This window comes from Tabrizicola sp. (genome assembly GCF_031377265.1).
Taxonomy (GTDB): domain Bacteria; phylum Pseudomonadota; class Alphaproteobacteria; order Rhodobacterales; family Rhodobacteraceae; genus JAUYQR01.
The window spans coordinates 1-21,777 of sequence record NZ_JANMET010000203.1 but is presented as its reverse complement, the minus strand read 5'-3'; the positions used below and the strand labels follow the sequence as shown (position 1 = coordinate 21,777).

24 protein-coding genes and 1 pseudogene are annotated in these 21,777 nt (G+C 59.7%); 14 read left to right on the top strand and 11 right to left on the bottom strand.

Features of this window, described 5'->3' with window-relative positions; genetic code table 11:
- Positions 1–106: 106 nt before the first annotated feature.
- Together RMO18_RS11710 and RMO18_RS11705 are read left to right on the top strand one after the other, a co-directional pair.
- Entirely contained in the window at positions 107–619 is a 513-nt protein-coding gene (locus RMO18_RS11710) for a peptidylprolyl isomerase (RefSeq protein WP_309666093.1), read from the top strand.
- On the top strand, positions 606–1,172 hold the full coding sequence (locus tag RMO18_RS11705) for a peptidylprolyl isomerase (RefSeq protein WP_309666092.1): 567 nt from the start codon (positions 606–608) through the stop codon (positions 1,170–1,172). The genes RMO18_RS11710 and RMO18_RS11705 overlap by 14 nt, the downstream gene beginning before the upstream one ends.
- A 70-nt stretch (positions 1,173–1,242) precedes the next feature.
- Here the strand turns inward: RMO18_RS11705 and tyrS are convergent, their stop codons facing one another.
- The gene (tyrS, locus tag RMO18_RS11700; RefSeq protein WP_309666091.1) at positions 1,243–2,493 is read right to left on the bottom strand and encodes a tyrosine--tRNA ligase; all 1,251 of its coding nucleotides are present in this window, start codon (positions 2,491–2,493) and stop codon (positions 1,243–1,245) included.
- Between the two features lie 57 nt (positions 2,494–2,550).
- Between tyrS and RMO18_RS11695 the strand changes: the two genes are divergently transcribed.
- Positions 2,551–3,669 carry an anhydro-N-acetylmuramic acid kinase gene (locus RMO18_RS11695; protein WP_309666090.1) on the top strand — a complete coding sequence of 373 codons (1,119 nt, stop codon included), beginning with the start codon at positions 2,551–2,553 and terminating at the stop codon, positions 3,667–3,669.
- Here the strand turns inward: RMO18_RS11695 and rarD are convergent.
- The 4 genes from rarD to RMO18_RS11675 all read right to left on the bottom strand — a co-directional run bounded on the left by rarD (position 3,647) and on the right by RMO18_RS11675 (position 7,823).
- Entirely contained in the window at positions 3,647–4,552 is a 906-nt protein-coding gene (gene rarD, locus RMO18_RS11690; protein WP_309666089.1) for an EamA family transporter RarD, read from the bottom strand. The genes RMO18_RS11695 and rarD overlap by 23 nt on opposite strands.
- Before the next feature lie 87 nt (positions 4,553–4,639).
- Positions 4,640–5,470, bottom strand: a complete 831-nt coding sequence (kdsA, locus tag RMO18_RS11685; RefSeq protein WP_309666088.1) for a 3-deoxy-8-phosphooctulonate synthase — start codon at positions 5,468–5,470, stop codon at positions 4,640–4,642.
- Positions 5,471–5,488: 18 nt separating this feature from the next.
- Entirely contained in the window at positions 5,489–7,099 is a 1,611-nt protein-coding gene (locus RMO18_RS11680; RefSeq protein ID WP_309666087.1) for a capsule biosynthesis protein, read from the bottom strand.
- A 70-nt stretch (positions 7,100–7,169) separates the two neighbouring features.
- Positions 7,170–7,823: an ATP-binding cassette domain-containing protein gene (locus RMO18_RS11675; RefSeq protein ID WP_309666086.1), complete on the bottom strand. Its 654-nt coding sequence runs from the start codon at positions 7,821–7,823 to the stop codon at positions 7,170–7,172.
- 356 nt (positions 7,824–8,179) lie between these two features.
- On the opposite strand from RMO18_RS11675, the gene RMO18_RS11670 reads away from it, so the two are divergent.
- The 5 genes from RMO18_RS11670 to RMO18_RS11650 all read left to right on the top strand — a co-directional run bounded on the left by RMO18_RS11670 (position 8,180) and on the right by RMO18_RS11650 (position 12,705).
- A complete protein-coding gene (locus tag RMO18_RS11670; RefSeq protein ID WP_309666085.1) occupies positions 8,180–8,764 on the top strand; it encodes a uracil-DNA glycosylase family protein in 585 nt (194 codons plus the stop codon).
- Entirely contained in the window at positions 8,757–9,545 is a 789-nt protein-coding gene (locus RMO18_RS11665; protein WP_309666084.1) for an SseB family protein, read from the top strand. Before RMO18_RS11670 ends, RMO18_RS11665 begins: the two co-directional genes overlap by 8 nt.
- 179 nt (positions 9,546–9,724) lie before the next feature.
- On the top strand, positions 9,725–10,189 hold the full coding sequence (rplM, locus tag RMO18_RS11660) for a 50S ribosomal protein L13 (RefSeq protein WP_309666083.1): 465 nt from the start codon (positions 9,725–9,727) through the stop codon (positions 10,187–10,189).
- A 2-nt stretch (positions 10,190–10,191) separates the two neighbouring features.
- Positions 10,192–10,674 (top strand): 30S ribosomal protein S9, encoded by a 483-nt coding sequence (gene rpsI, locus RMO18_RS11655; protein WP_309666082.1) that lies wholly within the window; start codon positions 10,192–10,194, stop codon positions 10,672–10,674.
- A 138-nt stretch (positions 10,675–10,812) separates the two neighbouring features.
- Positions 10,813–12,705 carry an acyltransferase family protein gene (locus RMO18_RS11650; protein WP_309666081.1) on the top strand — a complete coding sequence of 631 codons (1,893 nt, stop codon included), beginning with the start codon at positions 10,813–10,815 and terminating at the stop codon, positions 12,703–12,705.
- Between the two features lie 54 nt (positions 12,706–12,759).
- Here RMO18_RS11650 and RMO18_RS21120 read toward each other — a convergent pair whose 3' ends face one another.
- Complete coding sequence (locus RMO18_RS21120; RefSeq protein WP_405054057.1) at positions 12,760–12,966, bottom strand: DUF1127 domain-containing protein; 207 nt, start codon at positions 12,964–12,966, stop codon at positions 12,760–12,762.
- A 69-nt stretch (positions 12,967–13,035) separates the two neighbouring features.
- On the opposite strand from RMO18_RS21120, the gene RMO18_RS11640 reads away from it, so the two are divergent.
- The 5 genes from RMO18_RS11640 (at position 13,036) to RMO18_RS11620 (ending at position 17,904) form a co-directional block, all read left to right on the top strand.
- Entirely contained in the window at positions 13,036–14,460 is a 1,425-nt protein-coding gene (locus RMO18_RS11640; protein ID WP_309666079.1) for a PLP-dependent aminotransferase family protein, read from the top strand.
- 220 nt (positions 14,461–14,680) lie between these two features.
- Positions 14,681–14,941: a hypothetical protein gene (locus RMO18_RS11635; protein WP_309666078.1), complete on the top strand. Its 261-nt coding sequence runs from the start codon at positions 14,681–14,683 to the stop codon at positions 14,939–14,941.
- 190 nt (positions 14,942–15,131) lie between these two features.
- Complete coding sequence (locus tag RMO18_RS11630; RefSeq protein WP_405054058.1) at positions 15,132–16,004, top strand: ABC transporter permease; 873 nt, start codon at positions 15,132–15,134, stop codon at positions 16,002–16,004.
- Positions 16,001–16,810 (top strand): ABC transporter permease, encoded by an 810-nt coding sequence (locus tag RMO18_RS11625; RefSeq protein ID WP_309666076.1) that lies wholly within the window; start codon positions 16,001–16,003, stop codon positions 16,808–16,810. Before RMO18_RS11630 ends, RMO18_RS11625 begins: the two co-directional genes overlap by 4 nt.
- A 17-nt stretch (positions 16,811–16,827) precedes the next feature.
- Positions 16,828–17,904 (top strand): ABC transporter ATP-binding protein, encoded by a 1,077-nt coding sequence (locus tag RMO18_RS11620; RefSeq protein ID WP_309666114.1) that lies wholly within the window; start codon positions 16,828–16,830, stop codon positions 17,902–17,904.
- Between the two features lie 16 nt (positions 17,905–17,920).
- Here the strand turns inward: RMO18_RS11620 and RMO18_RS11615 are convergent, their stop codons facing one another.
- The 5 genes from RMO18_RS11615 to RMO18_RS11595 are packed head-to-tail and all read right to left on the bottom strand — an operon-like array spanning position 17,921 to position 21,587.
- Positions 17,921–18,532: a TetR/AcrR family transcriptional regulator gene (locus tag RMO18_RS11615; RefSeq protein ID WP_309666075.1), complete on the bottom strand. Its 612-nt coding sequence runs from the start codon at positions 18,530–18,532 to the stop codon at positions 17,921–17,923.
- Position 18,533: 1 nt separating this feature from the next.
- Positions 18,534–19,406: a polyphosphate kinase 2 gene (ppk2, locus tag RMO18_RS11610; protein ID WP_309666074.1), complete on the bottom strand. Its 873-nt coding sequence runs from the start codon at positions 19,404–19,406 to the stop codon at positions 18,534–18,536.
- 39 nt (positions 19,407–19,445) lie between these two features.
- Positions 19,446–20,378 carry an alpha/beta hydrolase gene (locus tag RMO18_RS11605; protein WP_309666073.1) on the bottom strand — a complete coding sequence of 311 codons (933 nt, stop codon included), beginning with the start codon at positions 20,376–20,378 and terminating at the stop codon, positions 19,446–19,448.
- Positions 20,353–21,270, bottom strand: coding sequence for a homoserine O-succinyltransferase (gene metA / locus RMO18_RS11600; protein WP_309666072.1), 918 nt, complete (start codon positions 21,268–21,270; stop codon positions 20,353–20,355). The genes RMO18_RS11605 and metA overlap by 26 nt, the downstream gene beginning before the upstream one ends.
- A 35-nt stretch (positions 21,271–21,305) precedes the next feature.
- On the bottom strand, positions 21,306–21,587 hold the full coding sequence (locus RMO18_RS11595) for a hypothetical protein (RefSeq protein WP_405054056.1): 282 nt from the start codon (positions 21,585–21,587) through the stop codon (positions 21,306–21,308).
- On the opposite strand from RMO18_RS11595, the pseudogene RMO18_RS11590 reads away from it, so the two are divergent.
- Positions 21,542–21,777: pseudogene (locus RMO18_RS11590) on the top strand (ATPase); the annotation flags it as partial. The gene RMO18_RS11595 and the pseudogene RMO18_RS11590 sit on opposite strands and share 46 nt — an antisense overlap.

Genomic DNA, 21,777 nt, shown 5'->3' with positions numbered 1-21,777 from the left:
TTTGCCGCGCATATCACGGCTCCGTCAACCGATCACGACGGTTTGCCCTTCCCTTGGCCGGAACCCGCCATTACGGTCCCGCCGACGAAAACCCCGGAGGTGCCAAATGGCCGACATCACAGACCCCGAAAACACCATCATCCTGACGCTGAAGGACGGCGAAGTGGTGATCGCCCTGCTGCCCGACGTGGCCCCGAAGCACACGGAGAGGATGAAAGCCCTCGCCCGCGCCAAGGCCTATGACAACGTCTGTTTTCACCGCGTGATCGAAGGCTTCATGGCCCAGACCGGCGATGTGGAAAACGGCAACATGGAAAACAACTTCAACCTGCGCCGCGCCGGTACCGGTGGCTCAGCGCATCCTGATCTGCCGGCCGAGTTTTCCAAACTACCGCATGATCGTGGCAGCATAGGTGCGGCCCGCTCGCAGAACCCGAATTCGGCCAACAGCCAGTTCTTCATCAACTTCAAGGACAACAGTTTTCTGAACGGCCAGTACACCGTTTATGGCCGGGTTATTTCCGGCATGGAACACATCGACAAGATCGCGCGCGGCGAGCCGCCAGCGAACCCCGACCGCATGATCACAGTCAGGGTGGCAGCCGATGTCCAAGCGTAATCTCGCCCTCGCGGCAGCCCTCGCTGCCTTCGCCACCTCGGCTGCCGCACAGGCCGTCGACGGCCCCGGCCCGAACCTGGTGATCGAGGTGTCGGGGGCCGCCAATGGCACTGTGGTCATCGACCTGCTGCCAGACGTGGCACCAAAGCACGTCGCGCAGATCACCGCGCTTGCCGCCTCAGGTGCCTACGATAACGTGGTTTTCCACCGTGTTATCGACGGTTTCATGGCGCAAACCGGTGATGTCCGGTACGGCAAGGCCGGAAGCGATTTGTCCATGGCAGGTACCGGCGACAGCGATCTGCCGAACATCCCGGCCGAGTTCACGACGGACCTTTCGTTCCAGCGCGGTGTGGTCGGCATGGCCCGCGCACAAGACCCGGACAGCGCGAACAGCCAGTTCTTCATCATGTTCGCGCCGGGTGAATTTCTCGATGGCCAATACACCATCGTCGGCAACGTGATCTCCGGGATGGAAGTGGTTGATGCCATCCAGCGCGGCGAACCGCCTGGCACGCCGGACGTAATGACCAAAGTAACCGTCGCACCTTGATCATCTGACAGAAGCGGGGGGTTTCACACCCCCCGCACCCCCCTGGGATATTTGGCGAAGAGGAAGCCTGTCAGTCCAGGATCACCAGCGCATGGCGCTTCTTGCCCGCCGTCAGCTTTACCGGTTCCGCCAGATCGCCCGCGCCCAACCGCATCGCCGCATCTGTCACCAGATCATCATTCATGCGGGCACCGCCCTCTGCAATCAGCCGCTTGGCATCCTTGCCCGATCCCGCAAGCCCTGCACGCACCAGAAGTTGCACGATCCCAAGACCTTCGGCGACCTCAGAGGCGGAGACGCGCACGGTGGGCAGATCATCTCCGATGCCACCCTTTTCGAACACTTCCCGCGCCGTCGTCTCTGCCGCCGTTGCCGCCCCGGCCCCGTGCAACAGCGCCGTCACCGCATTGGCCAGCACGATCTTGCCCGCATTGATCTCAGACCCGCCAAGGGCCCCCAGCCGGTCGCATTCTGCCAAGGGAAGCTCGGTATACAGCTTCAGGAACCTGCCCACGTCGGCATCCGTCGTATTGCGCCAGTATTGCCAGAACTCATAGGGGCTGGTCAGATCGCCGTTCAGCCAAACCGCGCCGCTGGCAGATTTCCCCATTTTGCGCCCGTCGCTCGTGGTCAGAAGATGCGAGGTCAGCCCATAGACTTCATGCTCGATCACCCGGCGCGTCAGGTCCACGCCGTTGACGATATTGCCCCACTGGTCCGATCCGCCCATCTGCAACAAACAGCCATAGCGGCGGTTCAGCTCAAGGAAATCATATGCTTGCAGGATCATGTAGTTGAACTCAAGGAACGACAGCGATTGTTCCCGGTCCAGCCGCGACTTCACGCTTTCGAAACTCAGCATCCGGTTGACGCTGAAATGCCGCCCGATGTCGCGCAAGAAACCAATGTAGTTCAGCTTATCCAGCCACGTCGCGTTATTCACCATTACCGCATCGGTGCTGCCCCCGCCAAACGTCACATACGGCGTAAACGCCTGTTTTATGCCTTCGATGTTGGCGTCGATCTGCGCATCCGTCAGCAGCGGCCGTTCTTCCGCGCGGAAGGATGGGTCGCCGATCTTCGTGGTTCCCCCGCCCATCAACACGATCGGCTTGCCGCCGCATTTCTGCAACCAGCGCAGCATCATGATCTGGATCAGCGATCCGACATGCAGGCTTGTCGCCGTCGCGTCGAACCCGATGTAGCCGGGCACCACCCCCTTGACGAAGGCCTCGTCCAGCGCCTGATAATCCGTGCAATCGGCCAGAAAGCCACGGGTCATCATCACACGCAGAAACTCGGATTTCGGATGGTAGGTCATGGCCGCCCCGTGCTTTAAGGTGGGCAGGGTATAGCTGTGGGAAAAGGCCAAGGGAAGATGCGGAAAGACGACGTGGTCTGGGCTCTTGGTGCAATGTCCGGCACGTCGCTTGACGGGGTCGATGCGGCGATGATCCAGACGGACGGCCACAAGATACTCGCCCTTGGTCCGCACGCGTACCGCCCCTACACCGAAGTGGAGCGCGCCACGATCCGCAAGTCGCTTGGCCAATGGCCGGGGGACCCGGACGTCGCCGCCGCGGCCGAAGTGGTTGAAGCCGCCCATGCCGAAATCCTGTCGCGCTTCGACGGGGCCCAGGTGCTTGGGTTCCACGGCCAGACGCTTGCGCATGATCCCGCTGCAAGGGGAACCCACCAATGCGGAAACGGCGCCCTTCTGGCTGAAACGCTGGGCCTTACGACTGTCTGGGATTTTCGGTCGTCCGATGTACGGCTTGGCGGGCAGGGTGCCCCGCTTGCGCCCTTCTACCACTTTGCATGCGCAGAGTATTCGGGCCAGACAGGCGCGGTAGCCTTATTGAACCTTGGTGGCGTTGGTAACTTGACTTGGGTTGATACGACAGCCCCCGGGCCGGAAACACCGGGTGCGCTCTTTGCATTTGATACCGGTCCTGCGAATGCGCCGATCAACGACCTCATGCAAACGCGTCTAGGCCTGCCGCAAGACGAAGGTGGGGCGCTTGCCAACACCGGCATCGCCGACGACACAATAGTCGCTGCTTTTCTGGCGTCGCCATACTTCCTGAAGATGCCGCCGAAATCTCTGGATCGAAATGATTTTCAATCCCTTACAGCGGCTGTTCAGACCCTTGGCGATGCAGACGCCGCAGCAACCCTGACCGCCGCCGCTGCCGCAGCCGTGGTCGAGGGCATCCGCCACTGTCCTGCCCCCATCAGCCGTCTGTTGGTCACTGGCGGCGGGCGGCATAACACGACATTGATGACCGAACTGCGGCTGCGCCTGCCATGCCCGGTTGAACCCGTGGAAGCCGTTGGTCTCAACGGCGACATGCTTGAGGCTCAGGCCTTCGCGTTTCTCGCGGTCCGGGTTCTTTATGGCCTGCCCACGTCAGGCCCCGGCACCACCGGGGTTTCCGCCTTTGTTGGTGGCGGTCAGATCTCGCGACCGTCGGTCAGCGCGCCGGTCGATTCCTGATCATCGAGACGGTGTAGACAATCAGGGCCAGCCAGATCAAGGCGAACGCAGCCAGTCTGGCCATGCTGAACGCCTCATTAAATACAAAGACTGCCGTCAGAAAAATTAGCGTAGGTGCAATGTATTGCATGATCGCTATGGTCGACAGACGGAGCCGCTTGGCACCGTTGGCGTAGATCATTAGCGGCCCCGCCGTCACCAGGCCACACCCCAGCAGCAGCATGGAATCCCACGGCACGCCCGCCATGAAATGCCCGGTGCCGGAAAGGCCCAGCCACACCGCATAGAGGCTGGCGAATGGCAGCAGGATCAGGACTTCCAACGCAAATCCCTGATTTGGTCCGATTGGAAGCGATTTTTTGAAGAATGCATAAAGCCCCCAGGTCACTGTCAGTCCCAACGCAACGATTGGCAGCCGTCCGGTTTCCCAAGTCAGCAGGCCAACGGCAACTGCCGCCAGTGCCACCGCCGCAACCTGTGCCGGGCGCAACCGTTCGCGCAGAAACACGGCCCCGAGGAAGATCGAGAACAGCGGGTTGATGTAATAGCCCAAAGCAGCGTCGAGCGCGTGTCCAGACCCTATGGCCCAAACATAAATCCCCCAGTTAACGGAAATCAGCGCGGCCGTCACCACCGCCATCCCCAGCATTCTGGGGCTGCGTAACGCCGTACGCAGATCGGCCGTTCGACCCAGGCTGACGATAACAAGAACGGCAATAGGAACTGACCAGATCACCCGGTGCACGATGACTTCCAGCGGCGAGATATGCGCCAGAGCCTTCATGTACAGCGGCAAGAACCCCCAAAGCAGATATGCCGTCAGGGCGAACAGGAACCCATTCAGGCTGTCTTCATTTGGTTGCAGCGGGCGGTCGTTTTCCATGCCACTGCCTAACCTCGGCATCTGCGCGCCACCATGTCAAACTTGTGCCGGACACAATCGCCGTTTGCCATACCCATCGGGCAGGCGTCAAACCCGGATCGGGTCCGCCTTGGCAAGGCGGTCAAAGTCCATCAGGCTGCCGATCAGTGCCCGCATTTGATCCAGCGGTATCATGTTCGGGCCATCAGATGGCGCGGTGTCAGGGGCCTCGTGGGTTTCGATGAACACCCCGGCGATGCCGAGTGACACTGCTGCCCGCGCCATTACCGGCGCAAATTCTCGTTGCCCGCCAGAGGAATTGCCTTGCCCGCCGGGCTGCTGCACCGAGTGTGTGGCATCCATGATGACCGGATAGCCGGTTCGGGCCAGGATCGGCAGGCTGCGCATATCCGCTACCAGGGTGTTGTACCCAAAGCTGGAACCGCGCTCGGTTAGCAGGATCTTGGTGTTGCCGGTTGAGGCGACCTTTTCGGCGACATTTGCCATATCCCACGGCGCCAGAAACTGGCCCTTCTTGATGTTGACGACAGCCCCGGTTTCGCCTGCCGCCAGCAACAGGTCCGTCTGGCGGCACAGGAAAGCCGGAATCTGGATCACGTCGACAAAAGTCGCCGCCTCGCGCGCCTGCCCGATGTCGTGGACATCTGTTAGCACCGGCAAGCCGATGGCGCGGATCGCGGACAGCACGTTTAGCCCGGCCTCCATTCCCATGCCACGGCGGCCCTTCAGCGAGGTTCGGTTGGCCTTGTCGTAGCTGGCCTTGAAGATGTACTGGGCTCCGGCTGCTGCACAGACTTCGGCCATTGTCCCTGCGATCATCTGCGCGTGGTCAAGGCTTTCCAACTGACACGGTCCGGCAATCACCAAAAGCGGGCGGTCGTTACCGACAACGAGGCCGCCAACATTCACATCTTTCATCTCAACCTCGAAATCTGATTAAGCTGTAACCTGTTCACGCAGGATCGCAGCGGTCATCGAGACCATGAGGTATATGCCAAGCAGGATCAACATCGCGACCAACGTATTCTCGAAAGCGCGCGGATAGGCTGGTTCATCAGTCACCGTGGGGCTTACCGAAACCGATAGATATCGCACCTGCCGATTTGCTTCTGTTCTGGCCGTTTCCATCGATTGGAGCGATTGGGCAAGCATCACCTGACGCGTTTGCACATCTGCCTGCGCGACCAGCAACTCGCCTTGGACCCTCGCCAGACTTTCGCCGCCGGCCGTGCTTTCGGTCATCTTGGATCGAAGCTGCGCCACTTGCTCCTCGAGCGTGGCGATGCGCTGTTTCACAGGCTCCATTCGCGCCTGGTTGGGGTTCTCATTTGATTCCATTTGTGCCAGGGAAAGTCGCTCTTGCGTCAGCTGCGATTCCAGCCCCGAAATCTGCGCTGTCAAAAGGCCGATTTCGGCTTCGGACGACAGAACCTGGAACTTTTCCTGCAAGCCGATCAAGGTCCTCTGAGCCTCTTTCATCGCGTCAGCTGCATCTTCGTAACTTGCGAGCGCGTCTTTCATCTGATCCTCGCGCAAGCGCTGGGTCAGATGGTCGACCTGCTCTTCGGCGTAGGAGATCAATTGCGACGACCAATCGGACGCTGTCTGGGGATCAGCGGCAACGACCTCCATCTTCACAAGACCTTCAGTCGGATCGTAAGAGATCTTCACGTACTTCTTGTAGGTCTTGTACGCACTCTCGATCGTTGCATCCACCGCCAGCCGTTGCAGCGGATCAATCTTCGTGTCCTTAAAATGGTCCCTGAACCCGGCATCGGCGTCCAGACGCATCATTGCGTCGCGCGATTGCAGATAGCCCTGAACCGCAATCGAATCCTGGGATGTGGCAAGAGCGGTGCCGGAAAACAGCCCACTGAGTGAACTGGACGCCGCCGGTCCGGCTTGTTGAATCACAAACTCAGATTTGGTCGCATACATTGGTGTCGCCAGGCGGAAATAGTACCAGCCGGCGACAAACGTTGGAATGAACACAAACGCCAGCATGCGCGCGAACAAAAGGGCCAGCTTGCGGCGGCGGCGGCGTGCAATCTCCTGCTGCATCCGCAAAATCTCAGCGGCCTGGTTCATGTCGCTGCGCTGCTCGGGGGTCGGCGCGCGGATCGGCCGAACATTCTGCGGCAGGCGCACTCCATCCCCCGGAAGCGCCGTCAATTCCCGACCTGTTTCCTTGCCACTGGCCGTGCCGTCGGTTGCGGCAGGCCCCAGTTCCGTGCCTGGCGACGGCGAAGCGATCGGGCTGATGGTATCCAGCATGGACGAACGGTTGAACGGATCAATACCGGCAAGGCGCAACAGACGCACCGCGTCGTGATCCGACGCGGGCGTGAGTTTGTGGCTTTGCGCCAAACGGCGCGCTGCCCGCAATTGCCGCCCGGTCAGGCCTTCCGCGGCGATCGCGGCCAGCGCGGCGGCGACATCCGGATCGGCCTTAGGAAGCTTTACAACGGTGGCCTTGGCGGGTTCCTGCGGCTTTGCGGCGGTCGGAAACGGCTCGGCACCAAAGCCGTCATCCTGATTGTCGAACAAAAGCTCTCCAGACGCTTGGGGCGTGGGAACCGGCGGCGGCGGCGAACGCCTTATGTTGAACCGGCTGGCCTTAAGTTTCATAGTCATACAGTCGCTTTGCTTCTTCGAGGGTTTCAAACATATGAAGTTTGCCATTCCTCAGAACGGCAGCGCTTCGACAGAATTTCTGAAGTGTTTGAGGCGAATGCGACACGATCACCACTGTCGATCTCTCCAAACGCTCTCGAAGAATGTTGCCTGCCTTCCGATTGAACTCGACATCCGATGTGGCGGGCATGCCTTCGTCGATCAGATATATGTCGAACTCGATCGACAGCAAAAGTGCAAAGCTGAACCGCGACCGCATGCCGGAAGAATAGGTGGCCAGCGGCATTTCGAAGTATTCGCCTAAACCGCAGACCCAGCGACAAAAGCTCTCCACGTAGTCAGGGTCAAGGCCATAAAGCTTTGCAATGAAGCGACAATTTTCATGCGCTGAGTGTTTGTTGTTCACGCCACCCATGAAGCCCAGCGGAAATGACACGCGCGAGGTTTTGCGGATAACGCCTTCGTCTGGCTTTTCCAGCCCTGCCATCATGTTGATGATCGTGGTCTTTCCTGCACCATTGGGGGCGAGAATTCCGAGCGAACTGCCAAGATCCACCCTGAACGAAGCGCGATCAAGGATCACTTTTCGCTGTGTCCCCGTCCAGAATGACTTCGATACCCCCTGAAACTCGATCATCGTCGTTCCCTTGGACAGTACAGCGGACTGATGTCCCGATCTGGACTTACGGCCCTATCATTAACATCCGGTTTCCCGACTTGATAGTGTCCAGCCCGCGGCTGCGCGTAAACCGCAAATGTGCCGTGACTGTGTCGATCTGCGTTGCTGACGGCCCGGATCAGGCGCAAAAGACACGCGGGAACAGCCAGCAATAAAATCGCACTGCGCCCGGCTGCCCGGTTGGTGGAGCTTAAGGGTTGAGAAAACGGCACGCTTGCGGCTGCCAGATGCTTCGCCGTCCGCTTGGCCATCAGGTAAAGTTCCGCCCGAAAGTTTAGGTTGCCGACCCCAACAGGCTGGCGCATCGTTTGCTGATGATCCTTGCCGATGAAATCCGGGCGTGCACCCTCTGCGCAGATCGCTTTGCCGCGACCGCCACCAACCACGCGCCACGCCCGATCATCTGGTTTCAGCCCGGGGCAAGATTGCTGATCGCAGGACAGGCTCCCGGCGCACGGGTTCATTCATCCGGCCGGCCCTTCGCCGACCGGTCCGGAGATCGCCTGCGTGACTGGCTTGGCCTGACCGATGATGAATTCTACGACCAGCGCAGGGTTGCGATTGTGCCGATGGCCTTTTGCTTTCCCGGCTATGATACTCGCGGCGCGGACCTGCCACCACCGACGATCTGCGCCACAACCTGGCGAGCGCGGGCGATGGCGCAGCTGGCTTCGGTGCAATTGACTGTGGTGATCGGGGGGGCGGCACTTCGGTGGCATCTAGGGCTGCGAGACGTGACAGAAGCGGTGCACGGGTGGCGTGACCATGCGGCGCGCGGTCTCATCCCCTTGCCGCATCCGTCGTGGCGGAATACGGGGTGGCTGAAGCGAAACTCCTGGTTCGCGGCAGAGCTGGTGCCAGAGTTGCACGCGCAGGTGCGGAGAGTGATGGATGACTGAGGCGGTGACTTTTCTTGATGCAGCCTATGCGGCCGTCTCGGCCGACCCTGAAAATGACGTGCTGCGCCTGCGGTTCTACGAGCGGCTGGCTGATGGCGAGATGTTCATGTTGCTGGAGCATGAGGTTGAGGGCGACCAGATCACCCCGCGTGTGTTTCCTCTGGAAAGCGGGCCTGTGGTGCTCGTCTTCGACCGAGAGGACCGTCTTGCAGCCTTCTCCGGCGGAATTTCGCCCTATGCGGCCCTGCCGGGGCGGGTGATTGCGGCGATGTTGAAAGGGCAGGGGATGGGGTTGGGCGTCAACCTGGGTGTGGCGCCTTCGTCAATGTTGCTGCCACCCGAGGCGCTCGACTGGCTGGCGCTGGCGCTTGAGACGGGTCCCGAAGAAGCCGAAGAGCGACCGGAATCGTTTCATGCGCCGACGGGTCTGCCCGCAGACCTTCTGACCGGTCTCGATGCCAAGTTGGCACGTGCGGGAGGACTTGCCGCTGGCGTTCTGCTTGCCGGCGTGCGCTATGCGGGCGGGCGGCGTGGGCACATACTCGCGTTTCTGGACGCGCCCCCCGGTGCACAAACCGCGCTCGCCCGTGCGGTCGGAGAAGCACTGGTCTTCTCCGGCGTCGAGGCGGGGGAACTTGATGTCGTGTTCCTGCAAGGATCAGACCCATCGGCACTGGCCATGTCGCGGGTTGCCCTGCGGATCGATCTGCCCCAGCCCGAAATGCCGCAGGCCCCCGCTGCGCCGGGGATGCGGCCGGACAAACCGCCAATCCTGCGATAAGCCGGTTCTGATTGGTCCGACATAGCCGCAGGTGGGGTAAATTAATACCTTTATTATAGAGCATTGTTTTTGCGAAGTTTTAAGTACGGCGGGTGACTTGACGTCGCCTTGTGTTTGGAAGATAAGCCCCATTCGAGACACCGGGGCCAGCCCCCGATCATCCTCATGGGACCCGACCGATGAAAACCTTTACCGCTACTCCGGCGGACATCGACAAGAAGTGGATCCTGATCGACGCCGAAGGCGTTGTTCTGGGCCGCCTTGCCACGATCGTCGCCAACATTCTGCGCGGCAAGAACAAGCCGACCTTCACTCCGCACATGGACATGGGTGACAACGTCATCGTGATCAATGCGGACAAGATCCAGATGACCGGCAACAAGCGCAACGACAAGATCTACTATTGGCACACCGGCCATCCAGGCGGCATCAAGCAGCGCACCGCGCGGCAGGTGCTCGAAGGCGCGCACCCCGAGCGTGTGGTCGAAAAGGCCGTTGAACGGATGATCACCCGCAACCGGCTTGGCCGCGTTCAGATGACCAATCTGCGCGTCTATGCCGGCGCTGCCCATCCGCATGAAGCTCAGCAGCCCGTCGTTCTTGACGTTGGCGCGCTGAATTCCAAGAACACCCGGAGCGCGTGATCATGGCCGACATCAAATCTTTGGACGACCTCAAATCAGCCGTGGGCACGCCTGCACCGGTGGCCGCTGCAGCCCCTCGCGTGGCTGTGCGCGACAAGCTTGGCCGCGCTTATGCCACGGGCAAGCGGAAGAATGCGGTTGCTCGCGTCTGGATCAAGCCGGGCTCTGGCAAGGTTGTTGTGAACGGCAAGGAAATGGCAGTCTACTTTGCCCGTCCGGTGCTCCAGATGATCCTGCGCCAGCCCTTCACAATTGCCAACGTGGAAGGCCAGTTCGACGTTATGGCTACCGTCGCTGGCGGTGGTTTGTCCGGGCAAGCAGGGGCCGTGAAGCACGGTATCTCCAAGGCATTGCAGCTCTATGAGCCCGCACTGCGTGGCGCGCTCAAGGCTGCAGGCTTCTTGACCCGCGACAGCCGCGTTGTGGAACGCAAGAAGTATGGCAAGGCGAAAGCCCGGAAGTCCTTCCAGTTCTCCAAGCGCTGATCTTGCTTTTTCGCTAGTTCTGAAAGGCCCGCCATTTGGCGGGCCTTTCTCATTTCGACCCGCTCTCAGGTGGACCGCGCCAATCCTGCTACTATAAGTGCTGTAAAGCGAACTAGGCTTGGCAGGAATAGGTAAGACATGCCCGAACAACTGGCGCACCGCGCCGAGATCGACGGCTTGCGCGCAATCGCGGTACTATCCATTCTTGCAAATCATGCTGGCGCACCGTTCTTGCCGGGCGGCTTTCTGGGCGTAGACATCTTCTTTGTCATCAGCGGTTTTGTCATCACCCGGCTTTTGCAGGCAGAGTTGACCAACGGAACCTTCAGTTTCACCGGCTTTTACCGACGACGGGCGCGCCGCATTCTTCCTGCGTTGGTTACCCTGCTCCTTGTATGCTTGCCCTTGGGCTGGGGACTGATGTCGCCAGACCAGTTTGGCGACTTTCTTCAGACGGTGATGGGCGCCGCTCTGTTGGTGCCGAACTTCGTATTGTGGCAGCAGACGGGCTATTTCGCACAAGAGGCCGCGGTCAAGCCTCTGCTGCATTTGTGGAGCCTTGGAGTAGAGGAACAGTTCTATTTGCTGTTCCCGTTGGTCCTGTGGGGGCTATGGCGGGCAGCACTTTCTGCGCGCGCTATTCGGTGGGTCTTGCGTCTGATTGGCTTGGCTTCGATGATCATTGCCACCTGGATGCTGTTAAACGCTCCCAGTGCCGGGTTCTATCTGCTGCCATCACGGATCTGGGAGTTGACCGTCGGGGCAGGGGCAGCGCTGACGCAATGGCAACCAAGACAATCTTCTAGGCAGGTTTGGTCGCTGCTTGGGATTGCAATGATCGTGACTGCGCTTCTGCTCTACACAGGCCGCGTCCCGACACCAGGGCCTACAACGTTGCTGCCGGTGTTGGGCACGGCCCTTTGCCTTATTGCCGCGCGGTCAGATACTTGGGTTGGTCGCGGGCTGGCGATGGGTCCGATGGTTTGGGTCGGCCTGATCAGCTATGGAACTTACCTTTGGCATTGGCCGCTGCTGGCGTTTGTACGCATCGTGTTGGTTGACGAACCTCAGCCAATGGCGCGGGCCGCATTAATGGCGGCGGCGTTGGTGCTGGGTTGGGCAAGTTGGCGGTTCATCGAAACGCCATTTCGCCGCAATGATAGGCCGTGGCTGGCGGGACTTCACCCCGCTTGGTGGGCCGCTCCGCTTTTAGCGGTTGCACTGCTTGCAGCAGCAGCGATGTTCGCTGAAGAGAACGGATGGCGGCAACTTGACTGGCCCGGATTTCAGACCCAGCAGCTGGCGGACATCAAGGTCGACGTCGCGGCCGGCGCAAAGTACGGATTATGCCATTACTATTCGGATTCCGAGAGCGGGTTGGCTGCATTCAGGGAGCAATGGGACTGCCATGCCACCGGTGGGCCCGGGCTGGTTGGTTGGCCGGTTGGGGTGTTCGGTGACAGCAATGCGGCGAACTTCGTTCTGGCCTTGCGGGAAACCGGTCGCAATCCGATGCAGATGACCGCCTCAGGCTGCTCAATCGCGCCGTCCCTGATGAGTCCGCGATGCCAGGCTTTGGCGGCGGATTTCATTGCGGCGGCGCATGCGGATGGGATACGGACCGTCATCCTGGTCAATTTTTGGGTGAAAGGTGAAGTCACCCCAGAGGCGCTTCGGCAGACGGTTACCTTTTGGCGCGGGCAGTTTGATCATGTCGTCCTGGTTTCTCCGTTGCCGAATTTCCCCAAGCTCGAGGAAAAGCTCTTGCGATATGATCGAACCGCAATTGCGGCTCTTGAACCCGATGAGAAGCTGATTGCCCAATTTCTCGAAGGGATCGGAAAGGTTCCGCCCGATGGTCTTCTGGTGATTGACTCAAAGTCCATGTTCTGTGGCGCGCGGCGGGGGTGTACCATGCTTGGGCAAGGCCCTCTGATGACCGATAGCTACAACCACCTAAGCCGGGAAGGTGCACGGCTGTACGGTACTGCGATGGACGCCAGCGGTGTTCTGACCGCAATCGAGCCCTAAAAGAAATGGGCCGGGAGATCCCGGCCCAGTCAGGGGAAACGCGACGCCGTGCGTTCAGGGGCGCCAGAGGGGCTTGGCGCACTCTTTGGCAGCGGCTTCTGGTTCGAGGCCGATGTCGTGCAGAAGATGGACATCGAGCCGGGCCAAGGCGGCGCGTTCCCGTCGACGAGTGGTAACAGCTTTGACGAGTTCTAGAAATTTTATGGCAATTCCGGCGAAATCGGAAAATCTAGTGCGGATAACTGAGTTGTGCTGGGCCATTGCGGCCTCCTGTTTTTGTATTGATACAAAGCATGCGCTCTGATAGCTACAATCTACCAATGTGACGCAATGAGTCGCCAGAGGAATATTGTGACTGATACAAATTGGGCGCCAGATCTGACACAATTCCCCGGGCCCAAGTACCTTGGCCTCTCCCGAGCGTTGCGTGAGGCGATCAGGCTTGGGGAATTGCAGCCAAATTGCCAGCTGCCTACCGTGCGTGATCTGGCCTGGAGGTTGCATTTGACGCCCGGAACCGTGGCCAGAGCATACCAACTGGCCACCCAGGAAGGGCTTTTGGCAGCGACGGTTGGGCGCGGAACCTTTGTTGCGGCACAATCCCCGCGCCTCGGCCCGACGCAGGCATTGTATACCGATCGCATCACTGACAGCAGCACTGGTCTTGTGGATCTGAGACCGCCACATGTTCCCGAGTTGGGCCAGAAAGAGGCCTTTCGCCGCGCGCTTCTTCACATGGCGGAACACACTGACAGCGGATGGCTTGATTACACCAGTCAGGCGGGGGAGGCGGGCCTGCGCGCTGAAATCGTGACCTGGATGGGTGACCGGATTCTGGGGCCAATCAGTCCGGAAGATGTGGCCTTGACCCATGGCGGGCAGAACGCAGTCAGCTTGATCTTCGACTGCTGCTTGCGCGGAGAACGTCCAGTCGTTCTGATCGAAGAACTGGCCTATCCCGGATTCCGTTACGCGGCACGCGCGGCGCGGGCAGATGTGGTGCCTGTAGAAATCGATGACGAGGGCATCCTGCCCGAAGCGCTGGAGGCCGCTTGCCGCCGACATGGCGCGCAGGTTCTGTGTTTGACCACCGAGGCACAGAACCCGACGACCGGGTGCATGCCGGTAAAGCGGCGCCAGCAGATCGCTGAAATCGTTCGGCGCTATGATCTTCAAGTGCTTGAGGATGACAGCTATTCCGTCGCCGCGACGACGATTCCAGCACTTCGGGCCCTGGCGCCGGAACGGGTCTGGCTGGTCGGAAGCCTGTCAAAAACCATTTCTGCAGCGTTGCGGTTTGGCTACGTGATTTGTCCCAGCGGCATGGGCGAGGCGGGTCGCCTGACCGCGCAGCACAGTTTCTTCGCTCTGTCGCGCCCTGTCGCCGATTTGTGTCTGCACCTGTTCCGGTCCGGCGATGCGGCAAAAATCAAGCAGCGGGTACAAAGCGAATTCTCTGAACGGCTGCAAATGCTGGTCAATCATCTTGGTGCCTATGATCTTGGTTGGCAGCCCGGCGTTCCGTTTGCCTGGTTGCGACTACCCTTAGGCTGGCGTGCCTCGACCTTCTTGCGAATGGCCGAAGCGCGCGGTGTCCTTTTGCGCTCCGCTGACGAGTACGCGGTGATCCACGGTCGCGCCCCAAGTGCTGTCCGCATAGGGATTGCCGGAAATCTTCGTCGTGAGTCTTTCGAAGAGGCCTTGAAAACGCTTGCCGCGCTGTTGGCCAAGCCGCCCTCGGACTTGTCGGTCTGATCACAAGTTGCCGGCGTCTGATGCAAGATCACCGGCTGCTTATCTGCTGCCAAGCCCGCCCGACATCTGCGCCAGGCCTGTCAAGGTGTGGCATCAGACTGGTTTAATGTTGCAAAAGCGCAATGATCACGAGGATTTGCCCTTTGTGGCAGTTGACCTCAGGGTACCCCATGGCACAAGATTTGGCGTAGAGCAGTGACAACAAAAAGAGAGCCCGAAAATGGGACAGCAATCTACCTTCCACGCGCCGCACGGCGGCGCGGACTTCTTGGGTTGGCGCAAGACGCGAACCGGAGCCACCGAAATTGTCTATGATGATGGCGTCACCCGGCGCATGGTTTGGCGCGTGGCATCCGACGCGCCCTCTGAAGCGCGGATTTCAGATGCCTTGCGTGTGGCGGTGGGCAGCCTGCGGATCGTGCCGACGCTTTATGATGAGCTGAAAAAACGGGCAATCGCGATCGAACGTGTCGCGGGCTGACGCCTGCGTCACACACCTCGCAGCAACCTTATGACGCTTGGCGTAATCCGCCACTTTCCGGTTGAGTTCCGGCAAATGGCATGGCCCCCTTGCCTTGGTCTGGAAAAACGGTCTAGATTTGATCAAACAACAAGGGTGCGGGCCGGATCTGGACCTGAACCCAGCAGATGCGCGGCCAACAGGGGGCATGATGGCGCAACCGTGGAATTCCGAGGCGAAGGCTGGTCTCAAGCTGATCAGCCCAACGGCGCTTTATGCAACCCTTCTGCTGGCAGCGCCGTTGGCGACGGTTCTCATCTTTTCGGTGATGACGGACGGCCAAGGCAAGGTCATCTGGGATTTCACATTCGCCAACTATGTCGAAGTCTGGACCGGCAAGGTCTACCAGGCGATCATGCTTCGTTCGCTGACGGTGTCGATGCTGGTCACGCTGGTGACAGTGATCATTGCGTTCCCGATTGCCTATTTCGTCAGCTTCCACGTGGCACCGTCGCGCAAATCGCTTTGGTTGTTCCTGATCACCATCCCGTTTTGGACCAGCTATCTGATCCGGGTTTTCCTTTGGAAGGTGATCCTTGGCTACAACGGGGTGATCAACTCAGGCCTGCTAAGCATTGGTGTGATTGACGAACCGCTGCAATGGATCAACTACAACGTGGGCGCTTTGGTGATGACACTTGCCCACGCCTATGCGCCGTTTGCCATTCTGCCGATCTTCGTTGCCTTGGAAAAGATTGACCGTAGCCTGCTGGAAGCTGGTCAGGACTTGGGCGAAAGCCGCTTGCGTACCTTCTGGCGGGTGACACTTCCGCTCGCGATGCCGGGTGTGATTGCGGCGACCCTGATCGTGTTCATCCCGACCATCGGCGACTATGTGACACCTGATCTGATCGGTGGGGGCAAGCTGCCGATGATTGCTAACATGATCGAAGTGAAGATGCTGAAGCAGAATGACAAGGCACTGGGGTCCGCCATCGCAGTGTCGGCCATGCTGATCGTCGCCATCGTCAGCCTGATCTTCCTCTTCATGAATCGCCGCTTTCTGAGGGGGCAGTCCCGATGAATAAAGCCACCGGGCTGCGCACCTATGCGGTGATTTACCTGATCTTCCTTTATGCCCCCATCGTGCTGTTGCCGATGTTTGCCTTCAACGACAGCAAGATCATCGCCTTCCCGCTGTCTGGCTTCACCACGAATTGGTTCGCCGAGATGTGGGCCGACAAGCAGCTGTTCAAATCCCTGCAAAACTCCATGATTGTGTCCGTGTCTACGGCGGTGCTGTCCACGATCTTCGGGATCTTCGCAGCCCGCGCCAGCACCCGCTATGTCTTTCCAGGCAAGGGAGGGGTCCTTGGTCTGATCATGCTGCCGCTCGTGCTGCCCGAGATGATTGTCGCGATGTCGCTTTTGGTGGTGTTGCTGGCCATTGGGGTGCCGCTGTCGATCTTCACGATCATTCTTGGCCACGTGCTGATTTGCACGCCCTTTGCCGTCGCCATCCTGTCATCGGCCTTTCAAAGTCTTGATCGCAGCCTTGAAGAGGCGGCCTATGATCTGGGCGAAACTCCGCTGTCCACCTTCAGGCTGATTGTATTGCCGCTGGTGATGCCCGGCATCATTTCGTCTTTCCTCATCTGCTTCACCATCAGTCTCGACGAATTCATCATCGCCTACTTCCTTGGCGGCACCGACACCCCGCTCTCGGCTTACATCTATGGCCAGTTCCGTTTTCCTGCCCGCGTCCCTTCGATGCTGGCGCTTGGGACGATCCTTGTGCTGGTGTCGATCTGCCTGCTTGCAATCGCTGAATACTTCCGTCGTCGCGGCATCGCGAAAACCGGCGGGACGGATACCGGAGGCTTCCTGTGACATCTGAGAACCGCACCATGATCGAGTTTCGCGATGTCCATAAGTATTATGGCGACTATCACGCGCTGCGCGGGATCAACGGCACGATCCGCGAGGGTGAGTTCTTTTCGCTGCTGGGTCCGTCGGGCTGCGGCAAGACCACCCTCCTGCGCACCATAGCGGGGTTTGAGGATATCTCTTCCGGTGTCGTGTTGCTGGACGGCAAGGATACCGCCGGGGTGCCCGCCAACAAGCGCCCGACCAACATGGTGTTCCAGTCCTATGCGTTCTTTCCGCATCTGACGGTGGAAGAAAACGTCGGCTTTGGTCTGCGCAAGGACCCGCGGCCTGCGACCGAAAAGGCCAAGGCTGTGGCCGAGGCGCTCGAGATGGTCGGCCTGAAGGGGTACGGCAAACGCGCGGCCCATGCCCTGTCGGGCGGCCAGCGGCAGCGCGTTGCCCTGGCGCGCGCCCTGATCCTGAAGCCGAAAGTCCTGTTGCTGGACGAACCGCTGTCCGCGCTGGACAAGAAGATGCGCGAACAGATGCAGGTGGAGTTGATCCGGCTGCAGCGGCAGGTTGGCATTACCTTCATTCTGGTCACCCATGATCAGGAAGAGGCGCTGGTCATGTCAGACCGCATCGCAGTAATGTTCGAAGGCGAAATCGCACAACTGGCTGACCCGGAAACTCTTTATCGGCGCCCGAACAGCCGCAAGGTTGCAAATTTCATCGGCACAATGAACTTCATGCCGGCGAAGATCATTTCGGAAAGCGGCGATACGGTCGAAGTCGAAAGCCAGGGTTTCGGCAAACTGACGCTGACCGCCGGGCAATGCATGGGCATCCCGTCGGCCGAAGCGCCCGCCATCGGCTTCCGGCCCGAAACGCTGACCATCCTGTTCGACGGCCAACAGCCGCAAGATCGCGACAGCATGGCGACGGTGGAGGAGGTCGTCTATTACGGCGACATGACGTATTACGACGTCAAGCTTGACGGTATGGATCAGTCGGTCCGCATTTCCATGCGCAACGTCTTTGGCCGCCCGGTGCTGGACATCGGCACCCGTGCGCGCGTGGCGTGGAGCCCCGGCGCGCTGGTGTTGTTCCGCTAACTCCGCTTTCTGGCAGCTATTTGTCTGCGGGCAAGAGGCCCAGCCCGCGCAGATAGATGCCGATTCCGGTTTCCAGCAGGTCTTCGGGCGGAAACGGTGCATTGCGGCCTGCACCGCGCATGAACAGTTCCACCACCCCGTGGCTCAGCGCCCAGATATGCGATGAAAACATGATGGCCGGCGGGCGTTTGGCCGCTGGCAGATGTTCTGACAACCGTTCGGCGGCGTGTTCCAGAACGGCCCGGGCTTTTGCCGCGACCACAGCAAGATCGGGATGATTGGCCGGGGTGAGGCCGCTTTCAAACATCGCTTGGTAATGGCCGGGATATTTGCGGGCAAAGGCAAGGTAGGCGCGCCCCGTCGCCTCAAAGGCTGCAAGGGCGGTGGGCTGGCCGTTGTTGTAGGCAAATTCCATCAGTGCCGCGAAGATATCATAGCCTTGTCGGGCCACTTCGGCCAACAGATCGTCGCGGCCCGCGAAATGGCGGTAAACGGCGGCGGGCGTCACATCAGCCGCCTTGGCCGCTTCTGAAAGGGTAAAGCCCTGCGGCCCCTTTTCGGCGATCAGCGCCAATGCGGCCTCCACCAGCGCCTGCCTTAGGTTGCCGTGATGATACCCGCGCTTCACGTCATTCCTTGGAGCGCAAGGCCGGGCCGCCGCAGATTTTGCGATCGATGGTACCAATCACGCTCAGATCTTTACCGACATAGTCAATCGAGTGCAGCAGCGTCTGGATGGCGGCAATCCGGGCGCGCTTCTTGTCATCCGACAGGATCACCGTCCAGGGCGCCACCTTGAAATGCGTCTTCTTCATCGTTTCGGCAATTGCGGCGGAATAGTCATCCCACTTCGGCAAGCCATCCACATCAATCGAAGACAGTTTCCACTGTTTCAACGGATCACATTCGCGGGCGAGAAAGCGGCGCAGCTGTTCTGCCCGACCAACTTCAAGCCACAGCTTGATCAACACGATCCCTTCATCGACCAGCATGTTCTCAAAATCCGGCAACTGCCGAAAGAACCGGGCCCGGTCCTCTGGTTTGCAAAAGCCGAAGACGTGCTCGATCATCGCACGGTTGTACCAGCTGCGGTCAAACAGCGCCAATTCGCCTGCCGCTGGCAGGTAGTCCACATAGCGCTGGAAATACCACTGCGCGGCCTCTCTGTCCGAGGGTTTGGACAAAGCCACAATGTTTGCCACCCGCGGATTCATGTTTTCGCGAACAGCGCTGATCGCGCCGCCCTTGCCGGCCGCATCGCGCCCTTCAAACACCACGACCATCCGCTTTCCGGTGGCCTTAACATCCGCTTGCAACCGGGCCAGTTGGATCTGCAGGCCCAGCATGGCGGCCTCGTAATCTTTGCCCTTCATCTCTTCGACGTAGGGGTAGGACTTGGACAAAATCTCATCCTTGCCCGCGTTTTCGATGGTACGGCGCACGTCCTTTGGTGCGCCTTCGCGGAAGTATCGGCTGATTGCGCCGTCAAAGGGCAGGTCCATGATTTCCTCCATTTTGCGTCAGTATCGCGATTGAGCCGATCAGTGCAATGCGGCTCTGGCGATGGCGGCGATCACTACATCGCTGTGGCTGTGATGCGGCATGTGGCCCGCGCCGTGGACGATGGTCAGCGTTGCAATCGGCAGGATTCTGGACAGCGGATCGGAGTGGATGTGCAGCGGTACCACGGTATCGCCGTCGCCATGGACCAGTTCCACCGGCAAAGTCAGTGACGGATAGCGTGGCTCCATAAGCACCAGCTCTCCGCGCAGGCCGTTCACCTGCGCCACATTGGTTGCCAAGGTCCCGGTGCGCAAGGTCAGTGCGGTGCCGATCCATGCGTCGTAGCCGGGCGGAACCGGGTCCGGGGCAAAGACCATCCTGGTTGCGGCATCGACGTAGGATTGCGTCACAAATGCCGATGCAAGCGGCACAACGATCGCACGACCGATCGGTGTCGAAGTGATGCGATACCAGATGTCCAGCGTCCCCGGCCATGGCAGACTGGGGGCAGATACCAGTACCAGCGCCTTTGGCCCGCCTTGCAGCGCCCAAGCCAGCGCGACAGCCCCGCCATAACTTTGTCCAAGCACGATGGGATTGTCGGCACCCAGCTTTGCGACGGCGGCCTTGATGGTCCGCGCCTGTGTCGCAAGGCTGATGTCGGGGTTCGGGTCGGAATGGCCAAGGCCCGGACGATCCACCGCAATCACCCGAAAATCCTCGGCCAACCGATCCACCAGATCAAAAGTGAAATCCCGGTGCGACCCGCTGGCGCCATGGATCAAGACCAGATCCGGCCCAGACCCTTTGACAAACAGATGAACGCGCCTGCCTTCAACCGAAACAAACTGGCCCTCTGGCGGGAAGGCTGCATTGGCCGCAGCTTCGCGTACCCCGATGCGCCAATAGGCGCCAAGCGCCACCAATGCCAACAACAGGATGAGGCTAGCGGCCAATTTCAGCGATGTCATAGGGCGTAGACTGGTAGATTTCATTGAGCCAGTTGCCATACAAAAGATGTGCGTGGCTGCGCCAACGGTTCATCGGCTGATGGGCGGGATTGTCATCCGGATAATAGTTCAGCGGAACATTGATCGGCGTACCGGCCGCGACATCGCGGTCATACTCCTGCTTCAGCGTGTCGCTGTCATATTCGAAATGGTTGAAGATATAGAGCGCCCGGTGCGCGGCATCTTCGACCAGACAGGGGCCAACTTCATCCGACCCCAGCAATGTGCGCAGGCCGGGGGCAGCTGAAATCCCGGTCTCACGCATCTCTGTCCAACGGCTGACCGGGATCACGAAATCATCCGAAAACCCGCGCAGGTAAGGTGAGATCGGCGCCAAATTGCGGTGGCGAAAGCAGCCAAAGGCCTTGGCAGGCAGCATGTGCTTTTGCACGCCGTGGAAGTGGTTGATCATCGCCATCCCACCCCAACAAACGCCAAAGGTGGATTGGACGTTGGTCTGCGTCCAGTTCATCACCTCGGTCAGTTCATCCCAATAGCTGACCGCCTCGAAGGGCAAGTGCTCAATCGGCGCGCCGGTGATGATCAGCCCATCGAACTTCTCGGCCTTAACTTCCTGAAACGGGCGATAGAAGGTGGCCATGTGTTCGGCTGCCGTGTTCTTCGTCTGATGTTCGGACATGCGGATCAGTGACAGGTCGATCTGCAGCGGCGTCGCGCCGATCAGCCGGGCGAACTGGTTCTCGGTCTGGATCTTCTTCGGCATCAGGTTCAACAGGCCGATCCGCAGGGGGCGGATATCCTGCCGGGCCGCGCGCTCGGGCGATATGACCATGACGCCTTCGTTCCGCAGAACGTTGTAGGCGGGCAGGGTCTCAGGCAGGGTGATGGGCATTTTTGCGCTTCCTATGGAGCGGTGGATGTAAGGGATCAGGCTGGGCGATCAAGCGCCAGCGCAATCAAATCGTCAAAATCGCGGGGGTTGCGGACTGCCGCAACTTCTTCCGCATTGACCGTGACACCCCACCGCGCCATGGCCTGATAGCGCGGCTGCCGATGCGCCAAAGCGCGCGCATAGGTCCAACGAACAAAGTGATCAGGGTCGCAATTGTTTTCTTCAACAGAATGAGTTACGCGGTACTCCTCCCATACGGAATGAAGGAATTTCGGCTGGTAGTACATTGGAATTGGTCCGCCGCTTTGATCGCGCACCAAAGCCAATGTACTACCAGTCAGAGTTCCTTCATGCGGCGTGGGAGGAGTATCTCACAACCCATTCTTTTGACGAAGAAAGCTGCGATCCTGATCAGTTTGTCCGTTGGACCTATGCGCGCGCTTTGGCGCATCGGCAGCCGCGCTATCAGGCCATGGCGCGGTGGGGTGTCACGGTCAATGCGGAAGA